A 13,633-nucleotide genomic window follows, 5' to 3' on the forward strand; every position below is an offset into this window, starting at 1 on the left:
CTCTGTACGCCCCTTCCGGCCCCTCGTGACAGTGGCTGCAACCGCCACCGGCGGTCCACCATTCCTCACCCGCTCGCCGACACCGACCGCGGGTCGAAGCCGAAGGGCAGCTCCAGGCGGTGGGCGCGCATCAGGGCGTCGTCGGACAGCAGCTCCGCGGTCGGTCCGTCCGCCGCGATCACCCCGTCGCTGAGGATCAGGGCACGGGGGCACAGCTCCAGGGCGTAGGGCAGGTCGTGGGTGACCATCAGGACCGTGACGTCCAGGGAGCGCAGGATGTCGGCGAGTTCGCGGCGGGAGGCCGGGTCGAGGTTGGAGGAGGGCTCGTCCAGGACCAGGATCTCCGGCTCCATGGCGAGCACGGTCGCCACCGCCACCCGGCGCCGCTGGCCGAAGGAGAGGTGGTGCGGCGGCCGGTCCTTGAACTCCGCCATGCCGACCAGCGTGAGCGCCCGGTCCACGCAGGCCTCCAGCTCGGCCCCCTTCACCCCGGCCGCCGCCGGTCCGAACGCCACGTCCTCGCGCACGGTCGGCATGAACAGCTGGTCGTCGGGGTCCTGGAAGACGATGCCGACCCGGCGCCTGATCTCCGCCATGTTCCGCTTGTCCACCGGCAGCCCGGCGACCGTGACCGTGCCGGTGCCGCCGGTGAGGATGCCGTTGAGGTGCAGGACGAGGGTCGTCTTGCCCGCGCCGTTCGGACCGAGCAGCGCGACCCGCTCGCCGCGCGCGACGGAGAAGTCCACGCCGAACAGCGCCTGATGCCCGTCGGGGTAGGCGAAGGCGAGGCCGGAGACGTCGAGGGAGGCCGGGTTGGCTGTCATAGCGTCCATCCCAGCAGACACACGACGAGTGCCGCACACGGGAGGGCCAGCGCGTACGACCACTGCGCCCGGGACGCGGTCACCTCGTCGATCACCGGCATCGAACCGGCGTACCCGCGGCTGACCATGGCCAGGTGGACGCGCTCGCCGCGTTCGTAGGAGCGGATGAACAGCGCCCCCGCCGACTTGGCGAGCACGCCCCAGTGCCGCACACCCTTGGCCTCGAACCCGCGCGACTCCCGGGCGATCCGCATCCGCCGCATCTCGTCCGCGATGACATCGCCGTACCGGATCATGAACGAGGCGATCTGCACCAGCAGCGGCGGCAGCCGCAGCCGCTGGAGACCGAGGAGGAGTTCCCGCAGCTCGGTCGTGGAGGCGAGGAGCACGGAGGCGGCGACGCCCAGGGTGCCCTTGGCCAGGACGTTCCAGGCGCCCCACAGGCCGTTGACGCTCAGGGACAGGCCGAGCACGTCGACCCGCTCGCCCTCCGCGACGAACGGCATGAGCACCGCGAACGCGACGAACGGCACCTCGATCAGCATCCGCTTGAGCAGGAAGGACGCCGGGACGCGCGCCGCGTACGCCACCGTCGCGAGCAGCAGCGCGTACAGGCCGAAGGCCCACATCGCCTCGCGTGGCGTGGACACCACGACGACCACGAAGGCGAAGACCGCGGCGAGTTTGGTGTGCGGCGGCAGCCCGTGCACGGGGGAGTGCCCGTGCCGGTAGAGCCGGTGCGCTCCCCCACTGCTGAACGCGTGGGAGGTACCCCCATCCGCACCCACCTCAGACGGTCGTTTCCGTGCTGGTCGGGGACGCGTCGTCGCTGCGGCGCCTGCGCACCGCCCAGAACACGGCGCTGCCCGCGACGACGGTGACGCCGACGCCGATCACGCCCGCGAGGCCGCCGGAGACCCGGGCGTTGGTGATGTCCTTGACGCCGTAGTCGGCGAGCGGGGAGTCGGCGGCGGCGTGCTCCTCGGCCTTCTCGTCGATGCCCTTGTCGGTGGCGACCTTCTCCAGGCCGTCGGGGTTGGCGGAGGCGTAGAAGCTGACGAATCCGGCGAGGACCAGGGAGGCGACGAGGCCGGTGATCCACACCTTGCGGTGCGAACGGGCGGCGACGGGCGCGGGGGCGGCGGGGGTCGGTTCGGACCCGGGGGCGTCGACCAGCTCACCGTTCACCCGCAGCTTGAGCCGCTGCTGGAGCCCGCGTGCCCCGTACACCAGGTCCGGGCGTACGGCGATGACGGCGCCGACGGTCAGCGCGGTGATCGCGGCCTCGCCGATGCCGATCAGCACGTGCACGCCGATCATCGCGGTGGCGACCTTGCCGATGGAGACGTCGGTGGTGCCGCCGATCCAGTACAGGAACGTGAAGGCGAGGGCGGCGGCCGGCACGGAGACCAGCGCGGCGACGAACGAGGCCACGGTGACCGAGCGGCGGGTGCGGGGCAGCACCTTCACCAGGCCCCGGAAGAGGGCGTAGGCGACGACCGTGGTGACGATCGCCATGTCGGTGATGTTCACGCCGAGCGCGGTCAGACCGCCGTCGGCGAAGAGGATGCCCTGCATCAGCAGCACGACGGAGACACACAGCACACCCGTATAAGGCCCCACGAGGATGGCGGCGAGTGCGCCACCGAGCAGATGCCCGCTGGTCCCGGCCGCGACCGGGAAGTTCAGCATCTGCACCGCGAAGATGAACGCCGCGACCAGCCCGGCCAGCGGCGCCGTCCGCTCGTCCAGCTCACGGCGTGCGCCGCGCAGGCTGACCGCGATGGCGCCCGCGGCGACGACTCCGGTCACGGCGGAGGTCGGGGCGTTGATGAATCCGTCAGGTACATGCACGGTTCGATGATAGAGACCAGTTGCAACTCGTTCGCAAGAGCGAGGTAAAGGCTGCCGGTCTGCCGATGGGGTCCATCTCACATGTGGTATCCGGCCCGCAGGGCGTGAGCCGGGAAATATGGGACATTGGAGTGGGGGTGGACCCACAGCTTCAACAAAGGTGGCAGAGCGTAAGGGGCGACCCCATGTCCGTAGTCGAACAGTACGCACGAGCCCACATCCTCACGGACGGGGATGCCCCCGACCAGGACGACGGCGGGGCGATACCCGTCGTCCTGCGCTACGACCCCGGACTCGACCCCTCGCTGGTGTGCGTCGCCCTGCCCGGGCGGGGCGGCCGCGCGTCCCGCTCCCGCGAGTGGACCTTCTCCCGCGAGCTGCTGGAACAGGGCCTGCGTGCGCCCGCCGGGAGCGGCGAGGTGCGGGTGTGGCCGTGCGGCCGGGTGCAGGCCGTGGTCGAGTTCCACTCCCCGCAGGGCTGTTCGGTGGTCCAGTTCGAGAACAAGGCCCTCATCCGCTTCCTGCGCCGCACCTACGCGGCCACCGCGCAGCCGGTGGCCCACTGAGCCGCGGTACGGGGGTCAGCCGCCTGCCTTGAGCAGCGCCGCGACGATCGGGCCCGCGGTGTCGCCGCCGTGCCCGCCCTGCTGGACCACGCCCGCCGCCGCGAGGTCTCCCCGGTACGCCGTGAACCAGCCGTTGGGCTTCTCCTGCCCGTCGACCTCCGCCGAGCCGGTCTTGGCACCGACGTCACCGCTCACCCCGGCCATGGCTTCCGCCGCGGTGCCGTACGCCGCCGTGTAGGACATCAGCTCGCGCAGCGCGCCGAGCGTCTCGCCCGACATCGTGCGGGAGGCCGTGGCGAGCGCCCGCCCGTCGACCGACGGGGCGACCAGGTACGGCTGGTGGAAGGAGCCCGACTTCACGGTCGCCGAGATCGAGGCCATGTTCAGCGGGTTCATCCGCACCCCGCCCTGGCCGATGAGGGACGCGGCCATCTGGGCCTTGCTCTGCACCGGCACCCTGCCGTCGAAGGTGGACACCCCGACCGACCAGTTGTTCATGGACAGCCCGAAGACCTCCTTGGCCTGCCTGGTCAGGTCGTCGTCCTTCAGCTCGGGGGCCTGGCTGATGAAGGCGGTGTTGCAGGACCGGGCGAAGCTCGCCTTGAAGGTGCCGTCCTTGATCTCGAACTTGTCGTCGTTCTGGAACTTCCACCCGCCGTATTCGAAGTACTTCGGGCACGGGTGCTTCTCGTTCACGGTCGCCAGGTCCTTCTCCAGCAGCATCGAGGCCGTGACGACCTTCATGGTGGAGCCGGGGGCGAGTGAGCCCAGGAAGGCGGTGTTGAAGCCGTGCCCGCCGTTGGCGACCGCGAGGACCTCGCCGGTGGAGGCGCGCAGCAGCACCACCGACGCCCCCTTCTTGCCGTCCACCTGCTTCTCGGCGGCGGCCTGGAGGGCGGGGTCGAGCGTCGTCTTCAGCGTGCCGGGCGTGCCCTCGCTCAGCTCCAGCAGGGTCTTGTCGGCGACTTCGCCGGCCCCGGACTCCTTCGACCCCTTCGCGTCCGCGGTGCTCTTACCGCGCACCACGCGCAGCTCGACGCCGGGGGTGCCGCCGGCCTTCTTGCCGTACTTGTCGCGCAGGCCGTCCAGGACGGTGCCGAGGGACGGGTACTTGGCGGCGGTGAGCTCCGCGCCGTCCCGGTCCAGCGCCTTGACCGGCGGGTCGCCGGCCTTCCCGGTGACCAGCTTGTCGCCGTCCCTCAACTCCGGGTGCACGACGGCCGCGTGCCAGTCGACGCGGGGCTCGCCGTCCCCGTCCCGGCGGACGACGGTCAGCGCGCTGTCGTACGCCAGCGGCTCGGCCGCCTTCTCGTAGGCGACCGTGGCCTTGACGGAGAAGGGGACCTTCTCCCCGGCCGGGGTGCCCGCGGTGAAGGTGGCGTCCTTGACGCGGGCGTCCTTGGCGTAACCGGTGAGCAGCGCCTTCGCGGCCTCGGCGTCGTCGGTCGCGGCGGCCGCGCCGGCCACGTCGCCCTGCTGCCAGGCGGTCAGGAACCGTTGGGCGGTCGAGGTGACCTCGGCCGCCGTCAGCGGGCCCGACTTCACCTTCTCCGCGGCCGCCGCGGACCTGGTGCGCGCGGAGTCCTCGCCGTCGGCCCCGCCGCCGTACATCGCGTAGGCACCGAATCCGGCACCGGCCACGACCACGGCGGCCACACTGCCGATCACGGCGGGTTTCGTCCTGCGCCGCTCGGCGGCGGCGCCCCTTCTGCTGCCCACTGCGTCCCGTTCCTCGGTGCCGTCGGTCGTTCAGCACCGGATGGTGCCCGCAACGGCGACCACAGTAGGCGCAGTCGCGGCCGCCGGTCCGGGTCAGCCGCCCACTCGTAGCAGATCTGCGACGATCGGCCCGGCCGCGTCGCCACCGTGGCCGCCCTGCTGGACCATGGCCGCCGCCGCGATGTCGTTGCGGTAGCCGGTGAACCAGCTGTCGGAGGTGGCCCGTCCGTCGACCTCGGCCGACCCGGTCTTCGCGCCGATGTCGCCGCCGAGCCCGGACATCGGGACCACCGCCGTGCCCTGGGTGGCGGTGAGCCGCATCATCTGCTTGAGCTGGGAGACGGTGCCCTGCGGCAGCCCCTTGGCGGTGGCCGGCTCCCGGTCGTCCAGGTCGAACGGCACCAGGTACGGCTGGCGGAACTCACCGGTTGTGGCGGTCGCCGTCACGGAGGCCATGTTCAGCGGGTTCATCTGGACCTGGCCCTGCCCGATGGCGTTGGCGGCGCGGTCCGGTCCGCCGGAGGCGGGGACGCTGCCGTCGAACGAGACGATGCCGGTCTGCCAGTTGTCCTTCCCGAGCCCGAAGCGTTCCTGGGCCTCCTGGGTCAGCGAGGAGTCGGTGAGGGGCTTCTCGTCGACGAGCTTGATGAAGCCGGTGTTGCAGGAGCGCATGAAGGTGTTGGCGAGCGTGGCGCTCATGTTGGGCTTCATGTTGGTGATGTTCTTGAAGGTCTGACTCTGCCAGGTTGCCGTGTCGGGGCAGGGTGCCGGACCGTTCATCGAGGTCACACCGTTGTCGATGAGCATCGCCGACGTGATGATCTTCATGGTGGAGCCGGGAGCGACCCGCCCCTGGAACGCGGCGTTGAACCCGTCCTGACGGTTGTTCGCCACGGCCAGCACCTCCCCGGTGCTGGGCTTCACGGCGACCACGGAGGACTCGCCGTACCGCTTCACCGCCTTCTCGGCCGCCGCCTGGACGCTCGCGCTGAGGGTCGTTCTGAGCTTCCCGGGCTCGCCCTCGGTCAGGGTCAGCAGCGGGGTGTCCGGCGTGTTGGCGGCCGTGTGACGGACCGCCAGTTCGACGCCGGGGGTGCCGCCCGCCTTGGAGCCGTACCGCTCCCGCAGCGTGGCGAGGACCGGCCCGAGCGAGGGGTACTTCTCCTTCGTGAGTACGTCACCGTCCCGCCCCACGGCTTGGATCTGCGGGGTCGCCGACTCCTCGGTGACCAGTGTGTCCCCGTCCTTCAGGCTGGGATGGACGACAGACGGCTCCCACTGCACCAGCGCCCGCCCGCTGGTCTCCCCGCGCACCACGGTCAGCGTGCTCTTGTAACCGAGCTGCTTCGTCGTCCCCTCGTACGACACCTTCGCCTTCACCGTGAACGGCACGGAGGTGCCGGTCGGCGTGCCCGGCGTGATCTCGACGCCGCCGATGTGCGCGTCCTCGCCGTAGGCGGTCAGCAGCGTCCCGGCGATCGAGGCGTTGTTGGTGTACGACGCGGCGGTCGTCGCGTCGCCCTTCTCCCAGGCCGTGAAGAACTTCTCGCTCGTCTCCGCGACCTCGTCCTTGTCCGGAGGCCCGCTCTTGGCCTCCGCCCCGGACGACCCGCCGCCCCCGTCCAGCGCCGACACCACGTTGTAGGCGCCGTACCCGGCACCGCCCACCATCACGGCGAACACGCCGCCTATGACGGCGACCTTGACCCCCCTGCCCATCGGCAGTCCCCTCCCCGTCAGACCTTCCGCCCGCCTTCTTGAACGCGTTCAGAAGCAGTTGTGGTTGCACTCTATGCGCAGGGAGTGACCGGCGGTACGGGTGTTTCCGTTTGGTGGCCTAAAGGAGACCCGAGGGCGGGGCGCGCCGATCAGAGCAACGCGGACCAGGCCGGGTCCTGGCGGGCGATCACCCGACCGCGGAACTCCTCCACAAGGCGGACGACGCCGGAGAGGTCGGCGGGGGCGCAGTTCGCCGATGGTGCGCATGGGGGGGAAGATTGGGGCTGACCCGAGTCTGCCGGGCCCGCGGTCATGGCAGCGGCGCTCCTTGCATGGCGTGGGTTCACGGTATCGGGCGCCATGTCCGTTCCTGCCGGCGCCCATGGAACCACTGCCCGCTCGTGGCTTCGGGCAGGGAAGGCGCTATGCCGGTCATACGGTCTGGGCCGAGGTCGACGTACGGTTCGGCATCCGGCTCGCCCGGAGATGGGCTCCTGCTCGGGTCCTCCTTCAGGGGGTGTCACCTCGGCCGCGAGGCGGACACGGTCTGCCGTAGCGGACGAAGTGCGGCTGCCGTGTCCGGGGCCAGCATGGACGCCATGACGACAGCGACCACCCCTCTCCCCGCACCCGCGCCTGTCTGGGCTCGTCGCACCGCCCACGCCATCGCTGTGTGCGCAGTCCCGTCCGGCCTGTGGCGCATCGCCATGGCGGCCGGTGTCTACGTCGGCTACAGCGACCAGGTGCTGCGCGACGTCTACGACATACCGGGATGGGGCATCGCCTACGTCGTCGGCCTCTCCGTCCTGGCCGAGCTGGCCGCCCTCTTTCCGGTGCTGCTCGTCAGCGACCGGTGGCGGCCGCTGCGGCCCGGGATCCTGGCCCCGCTGGCCTGGACCGCCTCCGCGGTTCTGGTCCTGTTGGCGCTGTGGCAGCTCGTGGTCGCCTTCACCGCCGAGAGCCAGACGTACCTGTCGAGCGGCACGCCACAGACCGTCTGGGGCCTTGCCTTCGCGCCCCTGCTCGCCATCCCCGTGCTGATGACCGCGGTGACCTGGTCGTACGCGAAGCGGCACCCTGCCCATCGACAACCCTTCCCGCCAGGGCGTCGGACCGTCGCGAACTCGGTGGGTGAGCCGTCTGCCTGTGCGTCACGTACGGGCGAGAATCTCTGTCTTCTTGGTCACGAACTCCTCCTCTGAGAGGATCCCCGCATCTCGCAGCTCGCGATGCGTCACCGGTCAGGAAGCCTGCCGTCTAGACCCACGTATCGAGCCACATCCGTGCCCGCCACTCCTCCATCGGGATCGCCGTGCCCGTGTACAGGGGCCAGAAGTAGATGAAGTTCCACGCGATGAGGAGCACCAGGACGCCCGCTCCCGTCGCGCCCGCGACTCTGCGGGTGTCGCTGCAGCCCGGGCGGCCGATGATCGCGCCCAGGAGCATCGCCACCGCCAGGCAGAGGAACGGCAGGAAGACGACGGCGTAGAAGAGGAAGATCGTGCGCTCCTGGTACATGAACCAGGGGAGGTAGCCGGCGGCGATGCCGCAGGCGATGGCGCCCGCGCGCCAGTCGCGGCGGAAGAGCCAGCGCCACAGGACGTACAGCAGGGCGAAGCAGCCCACCCACCAGAGGAGGGGCGTGCCGAGGGCCAGGACCTCGCGGGCGCACTTCTCGCCCGCGTCCACCGGGCAGCCGTCCGAGCCCGCCGACGGGGACTCGTAGAAGTAGGAGACCGGGCGGCCCAGGACGATCCAGCTCCAGGGGTTCGACTGGTAGGTGTGCGGCGAGGTCAGGTGGGTGTGGAACTCCAGCACCTGGGTCTCGTAGTGCCACAGGCTGCGCCACCAGTCGGGGAAGAGCCACGACCAGGAGCTGTTCGCGCCGTCCTTCGTCGCCCAGTCGCGGTAGTAGCCGCCGGTGCCGTCGGAGGGGGAGAGGATCCAGCCGAGCCAGGAGAGGAGGTAGGTGGCGAGGGCCACCGGGACCGTGGAGAGGAAGGCCCAGCCCAGGTCGCGGCGGAGTACGGCGCGGTAGGGGTGGTGGGCGCCCGCCACGCGGCGGGAGCCGACGTCCCACAGGACGGCCATCACGCAGAAGGCCGCCATGATGTACAGGCCGTTCCACTTGGTGGCCGCCGCCAGGCCCAGCATCAGGCCCGCCGCCAGGCGCCAGGGTCGCCACCCGAGGCGCAGGGTCTCCGCGACGTGCGCGTCGGGGCGGACGCGGCCGTCCTCGTCCACCGGGAGTGCGGCGGCGAGTCTCGAACGGGCCTTGTCGCGGTCGACGACCAGGCAGCCGAAGGCGGCCAGCACGAAGAACATCAGCACGCTGTCCAGCAGCGCGGTGCGACTCATCACGAAGTGCAGGCCGTCCAGCGCCATCAGGGCGCCCGCCAGGCACCCCAGGAACGTGGAACGGAACAGGCGGCGGCCGATGCGGCACAGCAGCAGCACCGAGAGGGTGCCGAGCAGGGCCGTCATGAAGCGCCAGCCGAACGGGTCGAACCCGAACAGCAGTTCGCCGAGGCCGATGACGTACTTGCCGACCGGCGGGTGGACGACGTACGCCGCGTCGGTCGGGATCGGGACGTCGCCGCCCGAGTTCAGGATGAGGTCGTTGGCGTTCTTGTCCCAGTTGACCTCGAAGCCGCGGTGGATCAGCGCCCACGCGTCCTTCGCGTAGTACGTCTCGTCGAATATCACCGCCTTCGGGCTGCCCAGGTTCCAGAACCGCAGCACCCCCGCGAGCAGCGCCACCAGCAGCGGCCCGCCCCACGCCGACCAGCGGATCATCCGGTCGGCGAGCGGCTTCGACAGGCCCAGGAACGCCCACAGGCGCGGGCTCGGGCTCGTGTACGGCGGCACCAGCCGGTCGCGGACGTCGCCGGCCGCGGGCCCCGCCGGGTAGCCGAAGCGGCGCAGCCGCTGCTGCCAGGTGGGCCGCTCGTCGTGCGGGGCCTGGTCGTGCAGGGTGTCCGTGGAGGACGCGGTACTGGTCACCGCGCCATCGTAGGGAACCGCGCTGTGCACGTCCCGTGCATGGGCCTCCCGGGTGCGGATACGTTCCCCTTTCGGGAGGACCGGCCGGGAGGGCTGGGAGGATGGGGGCGTGACTGGAACCCTTGTACTCGCGGGCACCCCCATCGGCGACGTCCAGGACGCCCCGCCCCGGCTCGCCGCGGAACTGGCCGGCGCGGACGTCGTCGCCGCCGAGGACACCCGGCGGCTGCGCCGGCTCACCCAGGCGCTCGGCGTCGCGCCCGCGGGGCGTGTCGTGTCGTACTTCGAGGGCAACGAGTCCGCCCGTACGCCCGAGCTGGTGGAGGAGCTGGCCGGCGGGGCGCGGGTGCTGCTGGTCACCGACGCCGGGATGCCGTCGGTGTCCGACCCCGGGTACCGGCTGGTCGCCGCCGCCGTCGAGCGGGGCGTGCGCGTCACCGCCGTCCCCGGACCGTCCGCGGTGCTGACCGCGCTCGCCCTGTCGGGGCTGCCCGTCGACCGGTTCTGCTTCGAGGGCTTCCTGCCCCGCAAGGCCGGTGAGCGGCTGACCCGGCTGCGCGAGGTCGCCGGGGAGCGCCGGACCCTCGTCTACTTCGAGGCCCCGCACCGCCTCGACGACACCCTCGCCGCCATGGCCGAGGTCTTCGGCGCCGACCGGCGGGCCGCCGTCTGCCGGGAGCTGACCAAGACGTACGAGGAGGTCAGGCGCGGGGGGCTGGGCGAGCTGGCCGAGTGGGCCGGTGAAGGGGTGCGGGGCGAGATCACCGTCGTCGTGGAGGGGGCGCCGGACAAGGGGCCCGAGGAGGTCGGCGCCGAGGAGCTGGTGCGCCGGGTGCGGGTGCGCGAGGAGGCGGGGGAGCGGCGCAAGGAGGCGATCGCCGCGGTCGCCGCCCAGGTGGGGGTGCCCAAGCGGGAGGTGTTCGACGCGGTGGTGGCGGCGAAGAACGCGGGGATCTGAGGGGATCCGTAGGGCCGCCCTTGACCCGTCCCTGACCTTGCGGGCGCTCCTGCCAAGGACAGCTCAAATCGGCTAAAACACTCGGCAGCGCCTGGTGCTTTCCCGCTGGTGGAGGAGTCCACTGGAGGAAGGAGCAGAACGAACCAAGGAGCCGGGATGAGCATGAGTGAGAGCGCCGTGCGGACCGGATTGCGTGCCGGTGCCACCGCCGTCGTCCACGAGTCGTACTCCTTCGCCTGCATGCGCTGCGGGCACGGCTGGGAGCAGTCGTTCGAGATCGAGCACCACACGGACCCCGACGGCGGCGAGTTCGTGCTCTACGTCGCGGACGGCCGGGTCGTGCCCTCCCCGCTGACCCGGCCCACCTGCGCCACCTGCGACAGCCACGTCGTACGGATCCTGCGCCCGGGCCGGGTGGCCTCGGTGCGCGGCGCCACCCACACCGTCCACCGGGTGCCGCCGGCCGGCCCCCTGGAGGTGCCGCTGGTGCCCGAGGTGCCCGGACCGGGGGCGCCGGGACTGTCCGGCGAACGCCGGCACTGGCACCTGGCCGACCTGCTGCACGCCCTCCACCTCCACCGCAGGGCGAGCTAGCCGACCCTTCGGGGGCGCGCGGGCGCTTTCGTAGGATCGGGGCATGCCTTCGAACGCCTCCGGCCGGTCCGACAAGAACGGCGCGCCCCCGCTCCCCGAGCCCCTCCGGGTGCCGGTCGCCGACTCGCACACCCACCTCGACATGCAGTCCGGCACGGTCGAGGAGGCACTCGCCAAGGCCGCGTCGGTCGGTGTCACGACCGTCGTCCAGGTCGGCTGCGACCTCGCGGGGTCCCGCTGGGCCGCCGAGACCGCGGGGGCGCACGACGCCGTCCACGCCACCGTCGCCCTGCACCCCAACGAGGCGCCTCGGATCGTGCACGGGGACCCCGACGGCTGGTCCCGGCAAGGGGCGCGGCAGCCCGGCGGGGACGCGGCCCTCGACGACGCCCTCGCCGAGATCGACCGGCTCGCGGCACTCCCGCAGGTCAAAGGCGTCGGCGAGACGGGCCTTGACTACTTCCGCACCGGCCCCGAGGGCAAGGAAGCCCAGGAGCGCTCCTTCCGCGCCCACATCGAGATCGCCAAGCGGCACGGCAAGACCCTCGTCATCCACGACCGCGACGCCCACACCGACGTCCTGCGCGTCCTGAAGGAGGAGGGCGCCCCCGAGCGCACCGTCTTCCACTGCTACTCCGGCGACGCCGAGATGGCCGGGATCTGCGCCCGCGCCGGCTACTACATGTCCTTCGCGGGCAACGTCACCTTCAAGAACGCCCAGAACCTGCGCAACGCCCTCGCCGTGGCCCCGCCGGAGCTGGTCCTGGTGGAGACCGACGCGCCGTTCCTGACGCCGGCGCCCTACCGGGGGCGGCCGAACGCGCCCTACCTGGTACCGGTCACGGTGCGTGCCATGGCGGACGTGCGGGGCGTCGACGAGGACACCCTGGCGACCGCCCTCGCCGCGAACACGGCCCGCGCCTTCGGCTACTGACACGCTGAGTAGTCGCGTCGCTTGGGAGAGTGACCGGCCCTCCGCTAGGTTCTGGGGGCCCGATCGGGACCCTGGAGCGTGTGGGTGTGAGCAGAACGCAGTTCGAGCCGGCAGAGGCGTACGAGGTGTACGAGGTGTACGAGGCGTACGAGGCGTACGAGGCGTATGAGTACCTCGCACCGTACGACGTGCACAGCGCGCCGACCCTGCCCTACGGCTACGGCGGCGACCCCCACCCGACCGCGCCGTCCGTCCACGAGCCGACCGTGCCCGCGCTGCCCCGGCAGAGCGACGGGCGGGCCGAGCGCCGCCGCCGGGCGCGGTGCGCGGGGCGCGCGGACGGCTCCCTGCGCCGGCTGCTGCCGCGGGCGCTGGTGGTGGCCTTCCTCGCGGGCGGCACCACCGCGTTCGTCGCCAAGGACAAAGCGGTCGAGCTGACCGTCGACGGCAGCCCGCGCACGCTGCACACCTTCGCCGACGACGTGACCGAACTGCTCGCCGAGGAAGGTGTCCAGGTGGGCGCCCACGACGTGCTCGCACCGGCCCCCGGCACCCCGCTGACCAGCGGCGAGGACGTCACCGTCCGCCACGGACGGCCCGTGCTGCTCACCCTCGACGGCCGGCGGCGTCAGGTGTGGACGACCGCGGGGACGGTGGCGGGGGCGCTGCGGCAGCTCGGGGTGCGCACGCAGGGCGCGTACCTGTCCACCGGGCCCTCCCGGCGCATCGGCCGCGAGGGCCTCGCCCTGGTGGTGCGCACCGAGCGGGTGGTGACCGTCATGGCGGACGGCCGGACCCGCACCGTCCGCACCAACGCCGCGACCGTGCGGGAGGTCGTCGAGGAGGCCGGCATCACCCTGCGCGGCGAGGACACCACCTCCGTCCCCGCGACCGGCTTCCCGCGCGACGGGCAGACCGTCACGGTGCTGCGGATCACCGGGTCCCAGGAGGTCCGAGAGGATCCGATCCCCTTCGACGAGCGACGGGCCGAGGACGCCTCCCTCTTCCGGGGCACCGAGGTCGTCCAGGAGGCGGGCCGGCCCGGGCTGCGCCGCACCACGTACGCCCTGCGCACCGTCAACGGCGTCCGTCAGAAGCCGCGCCGCCTGCGCACCGAGGTGGTCCGCGAGCCCAGCCCGCGCGTCGTGCGGGTCGGCACCCGGCCCCGGCCGACCTCCGTGAACGGCGCCGACCACCTGAACTGGCAGGGCCTGGCCGCCTGCGAGTCCGGCGGCCGCCCGGACGCCGTCGACCCGTCCGGGACGTACGGCGGGCTCTACCAGTTCGACGCCGCCACCTGGCACGGCCTCGGCGGCGCGGGCCGCCCCGAGGACGCGTCGGCCGCGGAGCAGACGTACCGGGCGCAGAAGCTGTACGTGCGCAGCGGCGCCGACGCCTGGCCGCACTGCGGCGCACGCCTGGGGGGCTGAGGCTGCTGCCTGCGGCGTCCGGGTGTGCGGCT

The 13,633-nt window shown here is 72.1% G+C and carries 12 protein-coding genes and 1 pseudogene; 6 read left to right on the plus strand and 7 right to left on the minus strand.

The genetic code is table 11. The annotated features are described in order from the left end of the window. Positions 1 to 65: 65 nt before the first annotated feature. Genes ACZ7MF_RS38630 through ACZ7MF_RS38640 form a run of 3 tightly spaced genes read right to left on the minus strand, consistent with a single transcriptional unit; the run spans position 66 to position 2,678 of the window. Positions 66 to 824, minus strand: coding sequence for an energy-coupling factor ABC transporter ATP-binding protein (locus tag ACZ7MF_RS38630; protein WP_471482827.1), 759 nt, complete (start codon positions 822 to 824; stop codon positions 66 to 68). After that, positions 821 to 1,612: a cobalt ECF transporter T component CbiQ gene (gene cbiQ / locus ACZ7MF_RS38635; RefSeq protein ID WP_471482828.1), complete on the minus strand. Its 792-nt coding sequence runs from the start codon at positions 1,610 to 1,612 to the stop codon at positions 821 to 823. Before cbiQ ends, ACZ7MF_RS38630 begins: the two co-directional genes overlap by 4 nt. Before the next feature lies 1 nt (position 1,613). After that, positions 1,614 to 2,678, minus strand: coding sequence for an energy-coupling factor ABC transporter permease (locus tag ACZ7MF_RS38640; RefSeq protein ID WP_471482829.1), 1,065 nt, complete (start codon positions 2,676 to 2,678; stop codon positions 1,614 to 1,616). A 185-nt stretch (positions 2,679 to 2,863) separates the two neighbouring features. On the opposite strand from ACZ7MF_RS38640, the gene ACZ7MF_RS38645 reads away from it, so the two are divergent. Beyond that, positions 2,864 to 3,244 (plus strand): SsgA family sporulation/cell division regulator, encoded by a 381-nt coding sequence (locus ACZ7MF_RS38645; RefSeq protein WP_471482831.1) that lies wholly within the window; start codon positions 2,864 to 2,866, stop codon positions 3,242 to 3,244. Between the two features lie 15 nt (positions 3,245 to 3,259). On the opposite strand, the gene ACZ7MF_RS38650 is transcribed toward ACZ7MF_RS38645, so the two are convergent. Both ACZ7MF_RS38650 and ACZ7MF_RS38655 read right to left on the minus strand, forming a co-directional pair. After that, a complete protein-coding gene (locus ACZ7MF_RS38650) occupies positions 3,260 to 4,963 on the minus strand; it encodes a penicillin-binding transpeptidase domain-containing protein (RefSeq protein WP_471482832.1) in 1,704 nt (567 codons plus the stop codon). 93 nt (positions 4,964 to 5,056) lie between these two features. Beyond that, the gene (locus tag ACZ7MF_RS38655; protein ID WP_471482834.1) at positions 5,057 to 6,682 is read right to left on the minus strand and encodes a penicillin-binding transpeptidase domain-containing protein; all 1,626 of its coding nucleotides are present in this window, start codon (positions 6,680 to 6,682) and stop codon (positions 5,057 to 5,059) included. Between the two features lie 590 nt (positions 6,683 to 7,272). Here ACZ7MF_RS38655 and ACZ7MF_RS38660 point away from each other — a divergent pair. Next, entirely contained in the window at positions 7,273 to 7,884 is a 612-nt protein-coding gene (locus ACZ7MF_RS38660) for a hypothetical protein (protein ID WP_471483028.1), read from the plus strand. Here ACZ7MF_RS38660 and ACZ7MF_RS38665 read toward each other — a convergent pair. Beyond that, a pseudogene (locus ACZ7MF_RS38665) lies at positions 7,876 to 7,920 on the minus strand (hypothetical protein); the annotation flags it as partial. The gene ACZ7MF_RS38660 and the pseudogene ACZ7MF_RS38665 sit on opposite strands and share 9 nt — an antisense overlap. A gap of 19 nt (positions 7,921 to 7,939) precedes the next feature. Next, the gene (locus tag ACZ7MF_RS38670) at positions 7,940 to 9,685 is read right to left on the minus strand and encodes a dolichyl-phosphate-mannose--protein mannosyltransferase (protein WP_471482836.1); all 1,746 of its coding nucleotides are present in this window, start codon (positions 9,683 to 9,685) and stop codon (positions 7,940 to 7,942) included. 109 nt (positions 9,686 to 9,794) lie between these two features. Between ACZ7MF_RS38670 and rsmI the strand changes: the two genes are divergently transcribed. The 4 genes from rsmI (at position 9,795) to ACZ7MF_RS38690 (ending at position 13,601) form a co-directional block, all read left to right on the plus strand. Next, positions 9,795 to 10,643, plus strand: coding sequence for a 16S rRNA (cytidine(1402)-2'-O)-methyltransferase (gene rsmI / locus ACZ7MF_RS38675; protein ID WP_471482837.1), 849 nt, complete (start codon positions 9,795 to 9,797; stop codon positions 10,641 to 10,643). Between the two features lie 156 nt (positions 10,644 to 10,799). Beyond that, positions 10,800 to 11,237, plus strand: a complete 438-nt coding sequence (locus ACZ7MF_RS38680) for a hypothetical protein (protein WP_471482839.1) — start codon at positions 10,800 to 10,802, stop codon at positions 11,235 to 11,237. A 43-nt stretch (positions 11,238 to 11,280) separates the two neighbouring features. Further along, positions 11,281 to 12,171 (plus strand): TatD family hydrolase, encoded by an 891-nt coding sequence (locus tag ACZ7MF_RS38685; RefSeq protein ID WP_471482840.1) that lies wholly within the window; start codon positions 11,281 to 11,283, stop codon positions 12,169 to 12,171. Positions 12,172 to 12,257: 86 nt separating this feature from the next. Next, positions 12,258 to 13,601, plus strand: a complete 1,344-nt coding sequence (locus ACZ7MF_RS38690; protein WP_471482842.1) for a ubiquitin-like domain-containing protein — start codon at positions 12,258 to 12,260, stop codon at positions 13,599 to 13,601. Positions 13,602 to 13,633 lie beyond the last annotated feature (32 nt).

It is taken from the genome of Streptomyces sp. NPDC111628 (genome assembly GCF_055635195.1).

Excerpts from the sequence above, each read along its gene's own strand:
- ACZ7MF_RS38680 (WP_471482839.1), top strand. The coding sequence starts at position 10,800 with ATGAGCATGAGTGAGAGCGCCGTGCGGACCGGATTGCGTGCCGGTGCC.
- ACZ7MF_RS38645 (WP_471482831.1), top strand. The coding sequence starts at position 2,864 with ATGTCCGTAGTCGAACAGTACGCACGAGCCCACATCCTCACGGACGGG.
- ACZ7MF_RS38685 (WP_471482840.1), top strand. The coding sequence starts at position 11,281 with ATGCCTTCGAACGCCTCCGGCCGGTCCGACAAGAACGGCGCGCCCCCG.
- ACZ7MF_RS38655 (WP_471482834.1), bottom strand. The coding sequence starts at position 6,682 with ATGGGCAGGGGGGTCAAGGTCGCCGTCATAGGCGGCGTGTTCGCCGTG.
- ACZ7MF_RS38660 (WP_471483028.1), top strand. The coding sequence starts at position 7,273 with ATGGACGCCATGACGACAGCGACCACCCCTCTCCCCGCACCCGCGCCT.
- ACZ7MF_RS38630 (WP_471482827.1), bottom strand. The coding sequence starts at position 824 with ATGACAGCCAACCCGGCCTCCCTCGACGTCTCCGGCCTCGCCTTCGCC.